We start from the raw sequence: 19,944 nt of genomic DNA, 5'->3' as shown, positions 1-19,944 counted from the left end.
GATCAAAAGATCGCAGCCTGCGGCAGCTCCTACAGGGGAATCGGGTCAACCTGAAAATTGGATGGTCATTTATCGGTCACACCACTAAAGTGACATTCGGTCTGTAGAGTAGGACGCTCTGTCAGTCTCCTTTCATTCGGTGAATCAACGATTGACCCATAACGCCATCCAGCGCCTGTTGCTCAAACGTTTCGCCCTCGCGGCCGGCACCTATGCCCTGGCATTGCTGTTGCTGTGGCTGGCGTTTTTTACCGGTCACTACGATGCGCCGCTTTCCAGTGTCATCATCGGCAGCACGCTGGTGGTGATCAGCCAGGCCTCCCTGTTCGCGGTGTTTTACAGCGGCTACAACCTGCGTTTCGCCGACCCCAGCCTGACCGAGGCGCAAGTGTTGCTGGGGCTGGGGTGGCAAACCTGGCTGATCGCTCATCTGGACGAAGCCCGGGGTGCGTTTCTGGTGTTTTACGTGCTGATCCTGCTGTTCGGCCTGTTCCATCTGTCACGCCGGTCTTTAGTACGGTGCGCGCTGCTGGTGTTTATCAGTTTCAGTGCGATCACGCTGTGGGAGGGCTACCACTTCCAGCTGCCTGACCCGGCCATGGCGGTGCTCCAGGTCTGTGTGCTGTTCATCGTGCTGGTGTGGCTGGTGCTGTATGCCCGCTATGTCCAGGCCTCGCGACAACGCATGCGCCAGCGGCGTTTTGCCTTGCAGGCGCATCAGGACACGTTGCGCGGGATGATGCGCCAGCTCGAAGACCTGGTGGCCACCGACGAGCTCACGGGTCTGTTCAATCGTCGGCATTTCCTGCACCTGGCTTCGCGCGAATTGAACGCCATGGACGCGGGTGTCGTGCATGGCCTGGCGCTGATCGACCTTGACCATTTCAAGCGCATCAACGACCTGCACGGCCATGCCGCCGGCGATCAGGTGCTGCAAGCCTTTGCCGGCGTTGCCTCCGCGTGTCTGCGCGACGGTGATGTTCTGGCCCGCTACGGCGGCGAAGAGTTCGTGGTACTGCTGCCCGATTGCGATGCCGACAGTTTGACTTCGTGCTGCGAACGGCTGCGCATCGCGTTCACCGATGTCGAGCTGATCGGTCTGAATGTGCGCAACCTCAGCCTGTCCGCCGGCATGACCCTGCTGGAGCGGGGCGACGATCTCGATGACGCCTTGCAACAAGCCGATCAGGCGCTCTATCGCGCCAAGCGTGACGGCCGCAACCGATGCGCGGCGGCGTGGGAGAACGTCGATGCCTGAGCTGCGGGTCGGCGAGCGCAATTGGTCGGTGGCGGCGGGCAGCAATCTGCTCGACGCGCTGAACCAGAACGGCGTGCCAGTGCCTTACAGTTGCCGCGCCGGCAGTTGTCATGCGTGCCTGGTGCAGTGTGTACGGGGCCTGCCGAGCGACAGCCGCCCCGATGCCCTGAGTGCACAACAGCGTGAACAGGGTTGGCGCCTGGCATGCCAGTGCCAGGTGGTCGAGGACTTGCAGGTGCACGCCTTCGACCCGCAACTCGATGGCCATCCGGCAGAGGTCGCGGCGGTAGATTGGCTGAGCGCCACGGTGCTGCGATTGCGGGTAATCCCCCAGCGACCGTTGCGCTATGGCGCTGGCCAGCACCTGGTGTTGTGGGCGGGTAGCGTGGCGCGGCCATATTCCCTCGCCAGCCTGCCGCAAGAAGACCGCTTTCTGGAGTTCCATCTCGATTGTCGCAAGCCCGGGGAATTCAGCGATGCCGCCAGGCAATTGCGCATCGGCGATCCGATCCGCCTCGGTGAGCTGCGCGGCGGTGCCTTGCATTACGATCCGGACTGGCACGCCCGGCCGTTGTGGTTGATGGCGGCCGGTACCGGGTTGGGGCCATTGTTTGGTGTATTGCGCGAAGCGCTGCGGCAGGATCACCAAGGCGCCATCCGCGTCATTCACCTGGCCCATGATGCCGATGAGCACTACCTGGCCAGCCCCCTGCAAGCCATGGCCGCCAGTCGTCCGAACCTGAGTGTCGAACTGTGGACCCCGGCCGAGTTGCCGGCGGCTTTGGCGCAACTGCGGCTTGTTTCGCGGCAAACCCTGGCCTTACTCTGCGGAGCCCCCGACAGTGTCGACGCCTTTGCCCGGCGCCTGTATCTGGCGGGATTGCCGCGCAATCAACTGCTGGCCGATGTGTTCCTGCCCCGTGGTTGAGCGCTGACTTTTCAGACGCGAGACCTGCCATGACCGATGCCATCCAAGTTGAACGCGAACGCGGCCTGTTGACCCTGCGCCTGAATCGCCCGGACAAGAAAAATGCCCTGACCCGCGCCATGTACAGCCACTTGGCCGATGCGCTGAAACAGGCCGACAGCGACCCCGGGATCAATGCCGTGCTGATCACCGGCTCTGCCGAATGCTTTACGGCCGGCAACGACATCGCCGATTTCATTCAGCAACCACCGAGCGGCCTCGACAGCCCGGTATTCCATTTCATGCTCAACTTGCTCGAATGCCGCAAACCGGTGATCGCCGCCGTGGCGGGGGCGGCGGTGGGGATCGGCACGACGATGCTGCTGCATTGCGATCTCGTCTATATTAGCCGTGATGCGCGATTGCGCATGCCCTTCGTCAATCTCGGGCTCTGCCCGGAGTTCGGTTCCAGCCTGCTCTTGCCTCGATTGCTCGGGCATGCAAAAGCGGCGGAATTGTTGCTTCTCGGCGAAGGTTTCAGCGGTGAACAAGCCGCCGAGTGGGGTATTGCGACCGAGGCGTTGGGCAGTGGCAAAGCGGCGCTGGCCAAGGCGTGGGAGATGGCGCTGCGTTACGAGTCGCTGCCACCGGAGGCGGTGCGCATCAGCAAGCAATTGATGAAGGCCCCGGACCGGAAGCTGCTGCGCAAAGTGATCGAAGAAGAGGGCGCGTTGTTCACCCAACGACTGCGCTCGCCGGAGGCGATTGCGGCGTTGTCGGGTTTTATCAACAGGTAGACAAAAGGCAACGGCTCAGTAGGTTGCGCGTTGCCTTCCGAAAATATCAGTACTCTTCAGGCGCCGTTTAAAAGCCGGGTAACGATGACCGCTCTGCCATAAAAGCCATCATGGTCATTTCCTACCGCCAGTATTTTTCCGTCGGATTGCATACTCATTCCGTGAGCGAGGGGGCGGTAGCCGCGAATGTCGGGAATAATCCAGCCTTTGCCTTTCCCAAAGGTTGTGTCGCGGCGACCATTAGCCAGGTACCGCGCGGTGACAAAATTCAAAGTTCGAGCGCCATCGATGTATCTTCCCGAGGCAATAATTTTTCCATCTTTGAACCCCATGCCCAAAAACATGACAGTATCAGAACTGTCAAACTTCTCCTCTACATGAGCGCCTTGATTAAACGTCCTGTCGATCTGGCCCCCGGATGTATAAGCCGCCAGCAAGCCACGACGGTCGGAGAAACCAAAACCCGCGGCGACAGTCCGCCCATCAGGCAGTACTGCAAGGGAAGTAAATTGAAAACTTGGCCCTTCCAAAACCTTGTATCCGGCTTCCGCAAAGGTTTTGTCAAAACCTCCATCAGTATTGATGCGAGCCAGTAGGGCGCCAGAGCCGGCCCATCCGCATACTGTGATTTTTCCATCCTGCACGACGATGTCATTAAACGAGCTGCGCACATTGAGTACTTCAGACAGGGACACGTAACCTGTTCCGTTAAACGACAGCTCTGGCTTACCGTCGTTATCAAAACACATCACCCGTGCGATAAGCCCTGTTGCTGGTTCAAACGCTGCGGAAATAACATAAATCTTGCCGTCTGCCACATGGACGCTGCGGCTTGACGAGGTGTTACCGAACTGCATGACTTCTGAGCTCAACGACTGATCAGAATCGATTTCAGAAGATGGGTTGATAAGCAAGATGCCGTCGTTACCGAAGCTATCGTCCAACTCCCCTTTATCGGTCAAGCGAACCAGGTAACTCGCCTGCGTCGACGCGCCGTCTCCCGCAACGTGGCGACCTACCGTTACAAGAATTTTGCCTTCTGCGCCACTGCCCAGATAGACGATTTGAAAGGGCGTTGTGCCTAAGCCGTCGCTGCCAGGGCGTGGGAGCCTGACGTGTTTGGTGCCAGCTAGGCCGAAACCATGATCAAGCGTGCCATCGCTCAAAACCCGAGTAAGGGAAAAATGCTCAGCTAGCACTGTGTCCTGTGACCAGCTGCTTCCCGCAATATAGATTTTGCCGTTGGGTGCTTCAGAAACAAGCTGGCCGTTAGTGATCATGAAATCGGCGTATTTCAGCACCAGTATTCCGTCTTTTAATGGCCCAAAATTCGGGTCGAGTTCACCGGGGTCGAGCTGCGATGCAGTCATTTTTCTCATCCTTTAATAAATAGATTATTTAACTTCAGCGAGTTTAATAAACGACGACAGCATTCAATTGCGGCTATCGATCATCCATATTCGCCAAGCTCAATCGTATTTAGCGAGACGTGCAGAATGCTGCCTACTGTCACATCTGATAGGTGAGGGCTTAGTAAAAGTTTAATTGCCTGTTTTCATTACAAAAAAAGCCCCGCCATTCACATGGCGGGGCTTTTGTTTTTCAGCAAGCGCTCACTCAGACCATCGGATCGCCAACGTGCAGGATCTTCATGCCGTTGGTGCCGCCGGTGGTGTGGTAGCTGTCGCCCTTGGTCAGGATGACCCAGTCGCCTTTCTGTACTACGCCGCGCTTGACCAGTTCGTCGATCGCCTTCTGGCTGACTTCGTTCGGCGCCAGCGAAGCCGGGTCGAACGGGATGGTGTAGACGCCACGGAACATCGCCGCGCGAGCCTGGGCTTCGCGGTGTGGGGTGAACGCGTAGATCGGCACCGAGGAACGGATGCGCGACATGATCAGCGGGGTGTAGCCACTTTCGGTCAGGGCGATGATCGCTTTCACGCCCGGGAAGTGGTTGGCGGTGTACATGGTCGCCAGTGCGATGCTTTCGTCGCAGCGTTCGAACTCTTTGCCGATGCGGTGGCTGGAGGTCTTGCTGGTCGGGTGCTTTTCGGCACCGATGCAGATGCGCGCCATGGCCTGAACGGCTTCCAGCGGGTACAGGCCAGCGGCGCTTTCGGCCGAGAGCATCACGGCGTCGGTGTAGTCGAGCACGGCGTTGGCTACGTCGGAAACTTCAGCGCGGGTCGGCATCGGGTTCTGGATCATCGACTCCATCATCTGGGTCGCGACGATCACCGCCTTGTTGTGGCGGCGTGCGTGCAGAATGATCTTCTTCTGGATGCCCACCAGCTCGGCGTCGCCGATTTCCACGCCCAGGTCACCACGGGCAACCATCACCGCGTCGGATGCCTTGATCAGGCCGTCGAGGGTTTCGTCGTCGGCCACGGCTTCGGCACGTTCGATCTTCGCCACCAGCCAGGCGGTGCCGCCGGCTTCGTCGCGCAGTTGACGGGCATATTCCATGTCGGCGGCGTCACGCGGGAAGGATACCGCGAGGTAGTCGACTTCCATTTCCGCAGCGAGCTTGATGTCAGCCTTGTCTTTTTCAGTCAGGGCCGGAGCGGTCAGGCCGCCACCGCGACGGTTGATGCCTTTGTGGTCGGACAGCGGGCCGCCGATGGTCACTGTGCAGTGCAGTTCGGTGGCCGTGGCAGTATCGACGCGCATCACCACGCGGCCGTCGTCGAGCAGCAGCTCGTCGCCCACGCCGCAGTCCTTGACCAGGTCCGGGTAGTCGATGCCGACCACTTGCTGGTTGCCTTCGGTCAGAGGATGGCTGGTGGAGAAGGTGAATTGATCACCGATCTTCAGCTCGATCTTCTTGTTGGCGAACTTGGCGATACGGATTTTCGGGCCTTGCAGGTCACCCAGCAGGGCGACGAAGCGGCCGTGCTTGGCGGCGAGGTCACGCACCAGCTTCGCGCGAGCCTTGTGCTCGTCGGGGGTGCCGTGGGAGAAGTTCAGGCGGGCGACGTCCAGGCCAGCCAGAATCAGCTGTTCGAGAACTTCCGGCGAGTTACTGGCCGGGCCAAGGGTAGCGACGATTTTGGTACGACGGACGGACATGCAATGACTCCTGAGTTCAAGCGCTGAGTGAGGCTACTACGCTCCGATGTTGTAGTCATTGTTCGTTTGCACTACTTATTTCTTTCTTTATTGAACCCTGCAACTTTGCGTCCGGTAGCCTGAAGATTTCCGACGATGGGCCGATACAGGGCACAAGACAGGAGATCCCCCATGCGATTCGTGCTCATTGCCGCCCTAGCCCTCAGCGTCACGGGCTGCACCCGTTGGTCGATGAACCATCATTTGAACAATGCCTACAGCGCCTATGACCGGGGCAATTGCGAGCAGGTGATGCTCGAGCTGTCCAAGGTCGAACGCGACAGCCGCGCGCGGCCTTACGTGTGGCCGGAAGTGTCAATGATGCGCGGTCAGTGCCTGGAGCGGCAGAAGATGTATATCGATGCGGTTCAGACCTATCAGTTCATCATGGCGTCTTATCCACAGAGCGAGTACGCCTACCGCGCCCATGCCCGCATTGAAACCCTGCAGAGCCTGGGCCACTATCCGACGCGCAGTGCGGCGGCGGTGCGTCCGACGCAGTTCTGATCACACTTGTCATCTATAGCTGGCCGGCCGGCGGTGGTGAGCTATAGTCGAATAAACCGGTTTAGAGCCTGGTTTCTAAATCGACGTAACACCTGTGATCGGCAGGAGTAAGCGGCAGCAGTTCATGGACTGTCGCACCGGGATCGGGGAGAGCGCGCCCATTGCCTGGCTTTTATTTGATAAGGGCAGGCAGGCCCGTTCCGAAGCATTAGTGCGGCCCTGCTTAAGGGTCTTGCTGGGCGAATTGCGCATGTTCACTGACCGCCGGATCGAGCGGCATCAACTGCCGTATTTTTTGAGAGTGTTCAACAGCGTCACCGACAAACCGATTGGCTTTCTGGGCAACGTCTCCGAAGACGGGCTGATGCTCATCAGCCAATTGCCGATGATGATCGGCGCGGACTTCGAATTGCGCCTGAAAATCCCCGCCAGCGACGGCATCTTGCAGATCATCGATGTGCAGGCGTGTTGTCTGTGGTGCCACGAAGACGCCACCCCCCACCATTACGACGCCGGGTTCAGCCTGCAACGGGCACCGCCGGAGTATGGGCAGTTGGTGGAGGCGTTGAAGCAGTATTTCAGTTTTCTGCCGTTGCCTGCCTCTGCATGAACGCACGGCTTTTTCTGTAGGAGCACAGCTTGTTGGCGATAGCGGTTTCGCACCTGCCATCGCCGACAAGACGTGCTCCTACAGGTCGGTGTTGCCAGCAATCTAGTGCCCGCAGGGACACTACCTCGGGCTGATCGTTTGTTAGTTATCCAGCGACTTCTCAGCCAGCAAATGAGCGCAAGTGATCAATTGCACCTACTAACAACCGTTCATCTGGACTGTCAGAATTTACAGTAGTCATGTAGAGGGCTTTCGATTTACTAATGATCGGAGTCTGTTGAAACTTCTAAAGCGGGAGATCGAAATGATAGAAGAGCAACCAAACAACGTTAAACCCTTGGCCAACGTCAATCCTCCAGACATCCTCAGTCCGGTTGTAGACTCATTTTATCGTTCACCCGTAAGAGCCAGCTTTAGGGGGACGGGTGGGCAGACCTCACCAGTTTTTTTTGAAAGCAACTTTTTCCCGAGTGGGGGGAGGGAAGAGGGACGGTTAGTAGGCAACAGTTTTACATACGACCAACCACTTAATCCGGGGCCCCATAAGTATGACTGCCGACTGTCCGGTGCCGCTGGACATGATTCCGACTATACGTTCATTGATTGGTTTTATGTACTGACCCCCCCTGAGTAAATGTTCTGATCTTCTCCTTCAGCAAGTATTTCAAACGCATTTACCGTTCGTCTGACTTGTCACAAGTGACAGGTGTAATGTTCCCATGGTTTCGCGTAAAAAAACCGCAAGCAATCGCTCTTCCGCTTTCAGGAGTATTTAGAGCGCACACCCTGGCCTGCTGGAGATTCATGATGAGCAAGGACTACTTTAACCCACCCCTCAAGCAACTTTTCGAGTTGGCACCAGGCACCCTCGACCACTCTATCCAGGTCAACTACGAGAGCTTTATCAACGAGGGCGGCACGGTTTTCGAGATGTTGAAAATGGGACGTCAGGGTGTGGTTGATGCGTTCGGACTGCACAGCCGGCAAGCACAAGTGCTGTTGGACAAAGCCATGAGTCTGGCGGTGTACACCGCTCGCGAATTTCGCGAGCAACGCCTGGTAAGGCCGGGACCTGCCAATCCACTGCATCGAACCGGTATCCGGGCGTTGGTGAAAACCCCCACCTTCGATGACTTGTTCGACCCTGACTGGGAAAATGCCAGCCCCTCACATAGCCCGGATTCGAGCATTTCCCCGGCGGCGTATTTTCTGCGGTTGGTGTTGCTGGCCCGGGATCTCGAGGCTCGCGCCAAGGGCGGTGCAGGGCTGATCACTTTCGAAACCCGGCGCCCGGATCTCATTCAGCTCGTCATTGATACAACCAGCATGTTTCAGATCAAACCAACGGTCACCTTGGTCAATGAAGTGCTGGAAAGCATCATCAGAACGTATCTGGCGACTGTATTGCAGCAAGATCAAGTCGTCGATGACACCTTGCTGGAAACACGTTTTCCGCATCGCTCGATGCCTTTCGAGTGGTATGCAGAACAATACAAGCTGGTATTGGCAGAAAACGAACTATCGTTGGGTGAAGTGGTGCGGTCCATCGATCTGAGCGCTCCCTACTTCAAACAGCCAGGCGCTCGCGGTGATCTTTCGGATATTGCACTTCATCAGTCTTGCAATATCGGGCCGCAAGGGCAGCGATTGTTGACCGAGAGTTTTGTTGCGCCCACCCAGGCGCAAAAATTCTACAAAGACAACTTTGGTACCTCTGAAGCGAACTTGCTGGATTCGGTGCACTTCTGCGCCCAGACCTCGATTGATGCGAACACATTGACCTCGTTGTTATCCATTGAAGAATACGCGCCGACACGCTCCGCGAATGTGGACACAGTGATAGTGCCGCGGGCGTCACCCAAGACCTTTGGTTCGGTCTTCATCAACTATGGTGACGCTGAAGCAATGGATCTGTCCGCTCCGGTCAGGGGAGGGACGCGAAAGTTTATCAATCACAGCCTCAACCGCTTTGACCGGATAAACCGCATGTTGCGTCTGAGCCGCTGGCTGAATCTGCCCCCAGACCAGTGTGATCGGCTGGTCATGGCCGCGTTCAATGCTGAGTCTCGGGGTGAAATCCTTGGTTCCGAAACCCGAAAGCGTGAGTTGGCAGCCAAGCCGTTCAGGATTAGCAACAATACTCTTCGAGCCATCGGCCTCTTCCAGGAGTTTCGTCTGCGGTTCGGGTGTACCGCAGAGCAATTTGGCGCACTGATTGATGAAATTTCCCCTTATGGGCGCGGTGAGGAACTTTCACAGTTCGACCGGATTTTCAACGTTCTGGCGTTGTTCGACACACCTTTGAAACTGGACGACGGCTTTTTCGCCATCGAACCGCAAACTCGCGCTGACAAGCGCACCGTCGATCAGATTTGCAGCAGCCTGGGCATCAACCAGGAGACCTGGCGCTATCTCGCACGCTTCGTAGCCAAGAGCTACAACCTGAGGGACGAACTGCAACGCAGCCTGCCCATACTTTCTTCCTTTTATCGCCTGGTATTGCTGGCGTCTTTTTTGCGCATCAGTTCAATAGAGCTGGCGGCATTGCTGGAAACCTTAAGTGAGAGGGGGGCAAGTGAGGTGCTCGAACGAGTACTCGGCGAGGCTCGTCTGGTGGTAACCGGCACCAGCGGTATCGGTGATGTACTGAGTGTGATGCATGCGGTGCAATCGTGCGTGCAATGGGCACAGGAAAATAACGTGAGCGTGCCTTGGCTGGTGCAGCATGTGGCCCCTGTCATTGCCCCCCCCATGGCAACCGAAGCGGACATTGTTTTGCTGCAAGAGATTCACACCCGATTGCAGCCGGTGCGGCTTACCGAGGAGGCGCTTCAAGCGGCGGGCGTGCCACAAAGTAACGACATGGATGCGCAAGGTTGGCTGTCGCTGCTTGATCAGTTGGTAGATCGCGATGGCCTGGTGTGGAACCTTCCCAACGACGAGAACGATTACGATCGGGCCGTTGCGGAGATTCAGGCGGCGGTGATGTTGGCAGATGTTCCGCAAGCCGATGTCGATCGGGTGCGCACGGTCATTCTGGCGCTGGTGCTGCAGGCCAGGGATGCCCAATGCGCAGTGGTCCAGGAAAGTTTGTCGGTGTATTTGAGCCTGTCGCAGGACCTGATACTGCCACTGCTCAAATGGGTCAACACGGGCGGCGTCTACCTGTTGCTGATGGAGACCACTCGGGCCCTGGGCGCGGTCACTTCAGGCGCCGAGAAGGTCAATGTCGGTGATGATGTGCTGAACCTGCTGGCGCACCTGATACGGCGAGCCGAAGTCGTTGCAAAACTTTCGTTGAGCTCGGCGATGCTGGTGGCTTTGACCGCTCGACAGAACTGGATGTGGTTCGGTCTGAGGAATCCAGACGAACTTACCCTTAACACGTTGTATCAACTGACGCTTTTTCAGCGAGCTGTTACACACGCCGGGCAGCCTGCCGAAAAACTCTTGCATTACATGGAACTGGTCAATGGGCTTCCGGCCGTCCTGACGCCGGAGGATATGCGGCTGATTCGTGATTCAGCGGCAACCCAGCTGGCTGATGTCCTGAAGTGGGGTGTCAGAGAGGTGCTCGAGTGCATTCTCTATCTGGTCCCATCGATGCCGATCGTCCGTGATCTGACAACCCTGGACACGCTGCTGCGCATTCGTGAGCTTGCGACCCGCAGTGGGCTGGATGCAAAGGCCATTATTCGATTGGGGGCACTCACGCCCGAAAGCGACAAGCATGCCTGGCGCAACGCAGCAGAACACGTGCTGGAATGTTTGTCCGAGTCAGCGGTTCAAGGGCAATCTCAGGAAGTCGGTGAGATGGGACAAAGCGTGACGTACGAAATCAGGTGCATCAACGACACCCTGATTGCCAATGTGGCCAATCAAGTCGCGTTGATYGAACTCACGTTGCGTGATCTCACCAACCAGGTTTTGCGCAACATTACGGTGTCCTGGAGTTGTGATCGTCCGGGGTTGCTGGAGGAAACGTCCACTACCGATCATGAAGGCCGTGCGGTGATTCGCTTCAAACCGGAAAAGGGGCCGTGGATGGGGGCGGTGCAAGTCAAAGGCACCTACGGCCTGGCTCAAGTGGTTTATGCACCGAAAATCATTGTCGATTGTGACGAACTCTCCCTGGGCTTTTCTCTGGATAGCACACCGGATCCCGAGCTCGACGATACCTTTTTGGCTGGCGGCAGTGCTTTCTTTTCGGTGTATGTCGGTCTTGCAGACCGTTACAACAATCCTGGTGTTGGACGAGCGGTAGCGTTTGCCGGGCGGGGTGTCGTCGCGGATCCTCTGTTAGCGATCACTGACGAAGCAGGTATCGCCAGAACCAGGGTCAGAAGCATTGAACCTGTGAGTGAAGCGAGCCTGGTCGCCAGTTATAGCACCAAGGATTCGTTGGTCATCAACAACATCACCTTTGTCGACAACCCTGCTATCAAACTTCTTGAGGTGGTGTCGATGGCTGTTGTCGGGGAGCCGCTGGTGCTTCGTTGTCATGTGGTGGGGCTAGGCAAGCAACCGTCGCCGGGTGTGGAGGTCGAGTTGTATTCCGATGCCGGACAAGAGCCGATCGGCACGGTTACCACTACGCAAGACGGTATCGCGGAATTTACCGTGCAGGGTATTGAAGCAGGAAAACACACTTACATCGCCAAGGTAACAATGGACGAGCAGCGACTTGAAGTCGACGTGGTCAGCGCAGCGGTGATCCACGGAGAGTCAGCAGAGTATCTCTATCCGGTGGCGGGTGCGGGTACTCCGACCTTGTTGTGGGTAACGGTCAGGGAGGAGGCACATAACCAGGCCAGGCTGATTGCCAACTGTCCGATCTGGTGGAGTGTCACAGGCCCGAATGGCACACCATCAACACCGGTCAACTTTCCAACCGACGCCTCGGGGCGTTCGACCTATCCCTTCGAGGCCGATGCGGCAGGCGACTATGTGGTGACCGCCATTCGCAAGGCTACTGAGGACAAGCGCACCTTCACTCTTCAAGTGGTGCCGGCCATTGACTGGACGTTCACGTTGACCGACACGACGACGCGAACTGTTGTCAGTCACGCGACCGCCAAAGAGCCGCTGGCGTTTATCAGAGGTCGAACCTACAGGCTCGATATCGAGTTGCCGGGCTCGGTCGATCTGAAAGACGCCCGTGCGATGCTGGCCTGGAGCAGTGAGTTCTCGGCGAAAGGGCTGGGAATGATGTTCGACCCGCCAACCGGTGCCTACGTGGTAATCGGCGAAGACAAAATCCTCAGCTGGAACATCGACTGCAGGGATCTTCGTAACGGTAGCTTTGATCTGACTTTTTATTGTAATCGGCTCAATCAGCGACTGGTGTTGCCTGGTCGCCTGGATGCACCACCACCGGTTCTGGTGTATCCCGTCAATGGCGATAAGGTGGAGGTTCAACCGCTGCTCAACGGTAGGGGCAGCCCATCGGCCCAGATTTATGTATTCGAAGGTCGGGAGGGGTCGCTGCTGGCCAGGACCAGCGTGGGCAATGATGGTAAGTGGTCCGTGAGGACTACCGAGCCGCTGTCGACAGGGCCGCATGTGTTTTCGGTCAAGCAGCGACACATCGACACAACTGAGGCGTGGGCACCGGATGTGCGCGTGAATGTTGATGGCCGCTTTGTTGAAAAGGTAAAAATTATCAGTCCGCTCTCGAAAAGCACCGTCAAGGTCGGGACCTGGATCGAGGGGGTGGGCATGCCAGGTGTTGAGGTGCGCATTGTCAAAGCGGGATCGGAAATCACTATTTATGCCCAGGGAATGGTCGGTGCAGAGGGTCGCTGGCGAGTTCAGTTCAAATCAAACTTCGGACCAGGCACTTACTCGTGTGGCACAGCATTTTATGTTGAAGGCGAAAGAGTGTCCGATTGGGTGCTGCCGGCCTATGAGTTGACGTTTATTGCCAGAGGCTAAAAGTGTTAACGGGTGCTAAAAAAGGAACAGTTGTCATCAGGTGATGCCGGCGGTATCGCCGCTTTGAAGTTTTCTTTTTGAATATTCAGCTGTGTCTCTATTGCTGGCACTGCCGGGCGCATGCTGCATTCTAGGAGCGTAAAAAGTGAATAACTCCATCATTGGCACATTGGAAGAAAGTCGCTGCATGGCCTTGGCAGATTTTTATCTTGGGCAAGTTGCACCGAATCAGGATGTCACTAAACCGCTCAATCTGACATCCCTCGATGACTTGTATCACTACTTGTTAATGGACAGTCAGGTAGGCCAGGAACTGGAAACGTCTCGGCTGGCTGAAGCCATTGCGTGCCTCCAACAATACATAGGCGCTGTGTACAGCGGTCTGGAACCCGGCCACACAGAAGAGTTTAGTAACGACGAATTGGTAGCGTGGCATCAACGCTATTGCAATATCAGTGACTGGGCCGGTTATCAGATGCTTCTCGATTATCCGGAAAACTGGATAAACCCGACATTGCGTCTGCGCAAATCCGATTCGTTCAAGGAGTTGGAGAACAACCTCGGGCAAGCCAGTCTCAGCGATGCAGCCGTGCAGATGGCCCTGTTCGAGCATTTGAAGGGTTTCGAAGAAGTGTGCAATCTCGATCTGATATCGGCGTATATCGACAGTATCGACAGTGCGGGAATTGCGAAGGGACAAAACTTCAAAAATGCCGATTACTACTTTATTGGCCGGCAAAGGGTGCAGCCATTTGGCTATTTCTGGCGCAAGGCCCATGTCGAATTAAACACCGCAAGCAAATTCCTCGACCCCGCAGCCTGGACCGAGTGGAAGCCCATCGGCATTCCCGCCTCGGCAACCGTGTTGGCGATGCGGCCGGTATTTTTTGCCGGGCGCTTCATGGTGGTTCAGGTCGAGGGCGAGAAAGCGCCGGACCGCAAGGATAAGGACAACGAAGGCAACGAGGTTATCGTGCAAGGTACGTGGCAGGTTGAGGTCAAACTCTCTTACCTTGCCGTGAACGGAGTATGGTCGACACCCGTGAGTCTTGGGAAAAAGGAATTTGCCAAGGCGTCCGAGGCATCTTCTCGTTTGGTAGCCGTGACCTATACCGGTACCAGAAAAGACGTAGATGATCTTTTGGCCGTGTGTTTTACCACAACAGACTTGTCTTCCGGGCAGATGGCCGCCGCCGAGGATGAGAAAGAGCACGGATGGATCTTTGCGGCAAGAAATGCATTGTTTGAACCAAAAGTTCCAAATATTGCAAGCCTGAAAGTATTGGCCAATCAGCGTTTCTCCAATCAGTCTGGTTTGCAACATAAACTGTTGCTCAGCGAAGCGGCAGTACTGACGCAGGCGCTTGTGCCAGCTCCAAGTGTTGCAGCCGTTGGAGATACCCGAAATGGGATACTGAGCAAATTTATCTCAACGAATATCAACTTCAGCAGCCGACAAACCATGGTTGATGGCGTATTGGCAACAACTAACGTATTGCAGGTGCAAGGTGTTTGTGATCTCACCCGGCCAGAGTTCGATTTGAAAGACATTGTCATTGTCGTGAAAGATGATGTGGGATCGTTTGTTACGTATTTCGAAATCTCCAGGGTTGGCACCAAAGGCATTAAGTTGACCTGTTTCCGTCATTCATTAACTGGATTTGATTTTTCTTTATGTCTTGATGRTTTGAATGGCAAACCCGTCGTGATAGAGACTTTCAAAGCAGCTGAGTTTAGTATGGCTGGCTTATTATTGGTATCTGTTCGCAAGAATGTCATGCTGACACCTCAACAACTGGCAACGTTGTCGCTACTTCAGCCCAGTCACATCAGAGGTGGTGCCGGATTTTCAGTCTTGATTGGTGGTGTCTACAAATCGTTAACCAATAGCCAAAACAAGCTTTCGGTGTTTAAAAAGCCCGAGATCGTTGAGATGGCTTTGAAAGTTATGGATGGCGCAACGGTTGTTCCGGGCCATTGGGAAGAAACCAGCGAGTTGAAGGGCTGGTTTCAAACGCCCTGGATTGAATATCGCTGGACGGGCAACGCTGTTGGCAAAAAGCTGAGTGTTGTATGGGGCGAGAGTGCTGACGGTCGTTATGGCCGTGACCGCTATGACATCGAGATCAAACAAGTACCCAATGCCAGCAATGTACCGCTGATCAGCAAGCAGGTCACAGGTGCTCAATTTCTTGATGTTCGGCCATTGGGTATCACCGCTCTGCCATGGATACGGCTCAACTCGCTGTTCGGACCGGAGCTGGTGGCCAAGGCAGCGATTTCTATCGACGAAGTATTGTCCCGGGCGACCCAAGACACCCTCGAGCCTTCACCAACGGGTGTCAATGCGCCAAAAATACCCATCGATTTCAACAGCGCCCACGGCACCTTTTACTGGGAGCTGTTCTTCCATCTGCCGTTCCTCGTCGCCCATCGTCTATGCGAGGAGCGCAACTACCATGAGTCGCAGCGATGGTATCAATACATATTCAACCCGCATATCCGGACGCCACGCCCGGGAGAAACGGACCCCAGCGAGCGCTATTGGCTGTGCCGCCCGTTGCTGGAGCAAGGCGATATCGGCTTTGAAGCCAAGGGGCTGGTGGACCCTGACGCCATTGCCTTTTCGAAGCGGATTCACTATCGCAAAGCTATTTTCATGGGTTATGTGCGCTGCATCATTGCCCATGCCGATGCGCTTTATCGGCGGTTGACCCGCGACAGCCTGGTGGCGGCGAAACTGCAATACGTGCGCGCCTTGTCGCTGATGGGCCCGGCACCCACAGCAAAAGCCATGAGCCACTGGAAGCCACAGTCGGCATTCGACATTCTCAAGCCCAACGCCGAAAAAACCGGTGTCTCGTCACTGGAGTCATTCGCACGATCACTTGAGGTCGACGTCGCGAATCTGCCGGCGCGAGTGGAGGGAACGCCAGATTTCGAGATGTTGGGACTGGAGGATGTCCTTCGCCCCTTCACCAACGATCAACTGCTGGAGACCTGGAAGTACATCGATGAGTGCCTGTGGAACATGCGGCATAACCTGACCATCGATGGCAAACCGATGATGCTGGCGCTGTATGCCCCACCGACCAATCCACTGGATTTGCTGCGGGCCCAGGCGGGTGGTTCTTCGGGGGCAATGCGCAATGCGGGGGGGTGGAAGAACATTCCGCATTATCGTTTCCGTACCTTGCTATCCACAGCGCAAAACGCGGTGCAAACCCTTATCGGGTTTGGTCGGGAGGTGCGTCAGTTGATGGAACTGCGTGATCGTGGACAGCTTGAGGAACTGCAGCAGAGCCATGTCATTGCATTGGGGGCGCATGCCAAAACCATTCAGGAGGAAACCATCAAGCAATTGGAGGCCTCACTGGAAGGATTGGAGCAGAGCCAGGCCATGATTCAAGAGCGGGCTGATCACTATAAGCAGCTCAATGGTCACTGGTTGCTCGCGCCGGAAATTGCAGGGGATGTCGCCGCACTGACCGGCAAGATATTGGGGGCAGCAGCCATTATTCCTCATGCTGTCGGGAGTGTTATCAATGCAGCTATCAAGGAGCAAGCGCTCGCTGGACCAGTAGGTCCGTTTCCCGCGGGATTGGTAGGTATAGAGGGAGGTGAGCGTGGGGAACCCCTCAAAGCAGTAGGCACGGGACTGACGATCGGTGGCGCATTACTGTATGCGGCGGGTGAAGCTTCGCAACGCGCTGCTTTTTACCATCGCCGAGGCGAGGAGTGGAGCTTTGCCGAAGCCCAGGCCAACAGCGAATTGCTGGTCCTCAAGGAACAGCTCACCGCCCAACAGCACACCCTCAATGCCGCCAGAGCCAGCCTGGCGCAAACACAAAAAGCCAATGAACAGGCCCAGGACATTTACTCGTTCTACAAAACCCGGGCCACCAACGTTGAACTCTACCGCTGGTTGCTCAGCCAGATGGCCACGCTGTACTTCCAGGCCTATGACGCCGTGGTGGGGTTGTGTTTGAGCGCCGAAGCCAGTTGGCAGTACGAGATGGGCGACTTCGACACGCAGGTCATTCGACCCAATGCGTGGATGGATCACCGCCATGGCCTGAGCGCAGGCGAATCGATGCTGCTTGACCTGCTGCGTCTGGAGCGCATGTTCCTTGAACGTAACGAGCGTCGGCTGGAACTGACCAAGACGATTTCCCTGCGTCAGCTGTTCGAAAAAGGGACTCCGACAAAAAACTGGGCGTCGGTAATAACCGATATCAAGAAAGGCAAACTCGATTTCGAGTTTTCCCAGCGGTTGTTCGACAGTGACTACCCCGGCCATTACTGCCGACAGATAACCACCGTCGCACTGTCTCTTCCGGTGGTGCTCGGCCCTTACCAGGATGTTCGCGCAATCCTGACGCAGACCGGCAGTACCACGGTGTACAAAGCCGATGTTGACTCGCTTGAATACTTGTATGGCGACAAGGGCCAAATACCTCCCGCTGGTATTTTGCTCAATTTGCGTAGCAACCAGCAGGTGGGCATCAGCCACGGCCTGGATGATTCCGGTGTTTTCCAGTTGATATTTGGTGATGAACGCTACCTTCCGTTTGAAGGCACTGGCGCGGTTTCGCGTTGGCGTCTTGAGTTGCCACGATCCACAACGTCGGAACAGGAAAAGCTGATCGACAGCCTGACGGACATCATTGTGCAAGTGCGTTATCTCGCCAAAGTCGGTGGTACGGCTTACACCGAGGCGGTTCTGGATAAATTGGATGATTGATGGTGGAGCGCCCCTGAAAATTATTGGGGGCGCATGTTGGCAGGAACCCGAGTCGCGTTAGGTGGACTTGGGGAAGATTGATCAATCGAGGTGAATGCATCATGAGCGACGACGAAATCAGAGGCCGAAATTTTATCTTGCACGGACGATTTTCCTCGGGTTGGAATACCCCGTGGAAACATAATGGGACGGGCGCAGCCAGGACATTTGCCGATCCTGATTATGGTAACTATTTGATGATGAACGGCAGGGCGATCGTTGCTCAGGTATTCGACACCGCCGTGTTTACCGACGCGCAGATGGAGGGGGCGACGTATCGAATAGCCTTTCAGTATGAAAACCTTGGGGAAGGTGGAAACTCCAAAACCCTTATAAAAACCGGCACTGGCAAGCAAATCCCTATTGATCTAAGTGGAAAACCTCCCAGCAAGCCGCTGGCCGACTGGAACCCCTTTGAGTCTTTTGCGATCAACGACGTAGTGGCAGCGGATAAAACTATCGATGTGGAGTTGCATGGATCCGACTTGGGGGGATCGCAAGGGCTGCGTATAACTGATGTCGACGTGCAGTTGCATCTCGTGCCTCTCCAGCTGGAACGCATTCAGCTCGACGACAAGGTGTATGAGGGACAAACCTTGGTAGCTGTGTAACGTAAAGCAGGGGAGGACCGAGCCATTGTTTGTCAGTGCAAAGCCTCAGCAAAACAGTGGATACGCTTTCATATCGTGCCTGCTTTTTTCCAGCTCAAGTATCGCGTGACCAATGTTGGCCCTAACCTGTCTGGTCGCGCATCCACTACCGAAACTCCATGAGCACTCAACCGCTCATGGAGTTCGGCTCTCGCATTCAACCAGTCCACCGTCCCGCAATAGCTCAACGCTTCGGACCAGGTTTGTACCGGCGCCTCTCGCAGACTGTCGAGTACCCCTTCTTTCAGGCTTGCCACCAGAACCCGATGTTGCTTGTTCAGCCGGTTAACGGCCGTGATGAGTTCTTCATCATCTTCATCCCGCAGATTAGTCATTAGCACCACCAACGCTCGACGCTTTTGCCGGGCCAGTAATTGGCTTGTAGCGGCTTGATAATCGGCGCTGCGTTGTGTGCTGTTCAGGTTGTAGACCCTGTTGAGCAAGACGTTTAGTTGGTTGATGCCTTTCACCGGAGCGAGATAACAGGGCTGATCGCTGGCGAAGGTACTCAGCCCCACCGCATCGCCCTGACGCAATGCCACGTAGCTCAGCAACAGACAGGCATTGAGCGCGTGATCGAAATGCGCCAGTTCGCCGTCCTGGCTGCGCATGCGTCTACCGCAATCGAGCATGAAGATAATCTGCTGGTCGCGCTCATCCTGATACTCACGGGCAATCGGCATGCGCTGACGGGCAGTGGCTTTCCAGTCGATCTGGCGCAGGCTGTCGCCCTCGCGAAATTCGCGCAATTGATGGAATTCCAGGCCCAGACCCCGTCGTTGTTTCTGACGTACGCCGAGCTGGCTGAGCCAGTTGTCCACCGCCAGCAGTTGGCCACCGTAGAGGCGGGCGAAGTCGGGGTAGACGCGGGTGTGGTCGGTCACGCTGAGCAGACGTTTGCCGGACCACAGGTCCAATGGGCTTGGCAGGTTGATTTCGCAGCGTTCGAAGCTGAAGTGACCGCGCTTGAGCGGGCGCAGGCGATAGCCAACCTCGCTGTGCTGGCCGGGCTGAAGTTCGACCGACAGGGGAAGGTTTTCGAAGCTCAGGCCGTTGGGCACATGGTCGAAGATCTGAATGTTCAGGGGGTGGGGGAAGTCATGCACGACTTCCAGTCGCACTTCACTCCAGCGACCGAGCGCCAGGCTGCCGGGCATTTGTCGTCGTACACGGGGGGAGGGCAGGCGTTGGAGGCGGATGGCGTCGAGTATTGCCAGTGCCAGCAGCGCCAGCAGCAATCCCCAGTTGATCGACAACAGGCTTGAAGGAACGGCGACGTCCAGCGCCCGCAATGCACCGAGCACGATGCCGATGACCAGCAGCAGTGCCAGCCAGATCAACAGCAGGCGCGAGGGTTTCATGGTGTAACACCGTGCAGCCAGATCAAAAG

11 protein-coding genes are annotated in these 19,944 nt (G+C 56.2%); 8 read left to right on the top strand and 3 right to left on the bottom strand.

The window, feature by feature from the left end; translation table 11 throughout:
* Positions 1–151 precede the first annotated feature (151 nt).
* Genes AC1DXW_RS11635 through AC1DXW_RS11625 form a run of 3 tightly spaced genes read left to right on the top strand, consistent with a single transcriptional unit; the run spans position 152 to position 2,962 of the window.
* Entirely contained in the window at positions 152–1,258 is a 1,107-nt protein-coding gene (locus AC1DXW_RS11635; protein ID WP_477752561.1) for a GGDEF domain-containing protein, read from the top strand.
* A complete protein-coding gene (locus AC1DXW_RS11630) occupies positions 1,251–2,186 on the top strand; it encodes an iron-sulfur-binding ferredoxin reductase (protein WP_477752560.1) in 936 nt (311 codons plus the stop codon). The genes AC1DXW_RS11635 and AC1DXW_RS11630 overlap by 8 nt, the downstream gene beginning before the upstream one ends.
* 29 nt (positions 2,187–2,215) lie before the next feature.
* Complete coding sequence (locus AC1DXW_RS11625) at positions 2,216–2,962, top strand: enoyl-CoA hydratase-related protein (RefSeq protein ID WP_477760021.1); 747 nt, start codon at positions 2,216–2,218, stop codon at positions 2,960–2,962.
* A gap of 56 nt (positions 2,963–3,018) precedes the next feature.
* On the opposite strand, the gene AC1DXW_RS11620 is transcribed toward AC1DXW_RS11625, so the two are convergent.
* Together AC1DXW_RS11620 and pyk are read right to left on the bottom strand one after the other, a co-directional pair.
* Positions 3,019–4,332, bottom strand: coding sequence for a hypothetical protein (locus tag AC1DXW_RS11620; protein ID WP_477752558.1), 1,314 nt, complete (start codon positions 4,330–4,332; stop codon positions 3,019–3,021).
* Between the two features lie 247 nt (positions 4,333–4,579).
* Positions 4,580–6,031, bottom strand: coding sequence for a pyruvate kinase (gene pyk / locus AC1DXW_RS11615; RefSeq protein WP_108215066.1), 1,452 nt, complete (start codon positions 6,029–6,031; stop codon positions 4,580–4,582).
* A gap of 171 nt (positions 6,032–6,202) precedes the next feature.
* Here pyk and AC1DXW_RS11610 point away from each other — a divergent pair, with 171 nt between their 5' ends.
* The 5 genes from AC1DXW_RS11610 to AC1DXW_RS11590 all read left to right on the top strand — a co-directional run bounded on the left by AC1DXW_RS11610 (position 6,203) and on the right by AC1DXW_RS11590 (position 18,515).
* Positions 6,203–6,577 (top strand): tetratricopeptide repeat protein, encoded by a 375-nt coding sequence (locus tag AC1DXW_RS11610; RefSeq protein ID WP_477752557.1) that lies wholly within the window; start codon positions 6,203–6,205, stop codon positions 6,575–6,577.
* 250 nt (positions 6,578–6,827) lie between these two features.
* On the top strand, positions 6,828–7,187 hold the full coding sequence (locus tag AC1DXW_RS11605) for a PilZ domain-containing protein (RefSeq protein ID WP_477752556.1): 360 nt from the start codon (positions 6,828–6,830) through the stop codon (positions 7,185–7,187).
* An 807-nt stretch (positions 7,188–7,994) separates the two neighbouring features.
* Entirely contained in the window at positions 7,995–13,121 is a 5,127-nt protein-coding gene (locus AC1DXW_RS11600; protein WP_477760020.1) for a Tc toxin subunit A, read from the top strand.
* 145 nt (positions 13,122–13,266) lie between these two features.
* Positions 13,267–17,865 carry a Tc toxin subunit A-related protein gene (locus tag AC1DXW_RS11595; protein WP_477760019.1) on the top strand — a complete coding sequence of 1,533 codons (4,599 nt, stop codon included), beginning with the start codon at positions 13,267–13,269 and terminating at the stop codon, positions 17,863–17,865.
* A 101-nt stretch (positions 17,866–17,966) separates the two neighbouring features.
* The gene (locus AC1DXW_RS11590; protein WP_477752553.1) at positions 17,967–18,515 is read left to right on the top strand and encodes a hypothetical protein; all 549 of its coding nucleotides are present in this window, start codon (positions 17,967–17,969) and stop codon (positions 18,513–18,515) included.
* 68 nt (positions 18,516–18,583) lie between these two features.
* Here AC1DXW_RS11590 and AC1DXW_RS11585 read toward each other — a convergent pair whose 3' ends face one another.
* On the bottom strand, positions 18,584–19,915 hold the full coding sequence (locus AC1DXW_RS11585) for a DUF58 domain-containing protein (RefSeq protein ID WP_477752552.1): 1,332 nt from the start codon (positions 19,913–19,915) through the stop codon (positions 18,584–18,586).
* Positions 19,916–19,944 lie beyond the last annotated feature (29 nt).

The sequence above is a fragment of the Pseudomonas sp. P4_C4 genome, from assembly GCF_056402055.1.
Note: the sequence above shows the minus strand (reverse complement) of the source record. Positions and strands in the feature narration are given on the sequence as shown.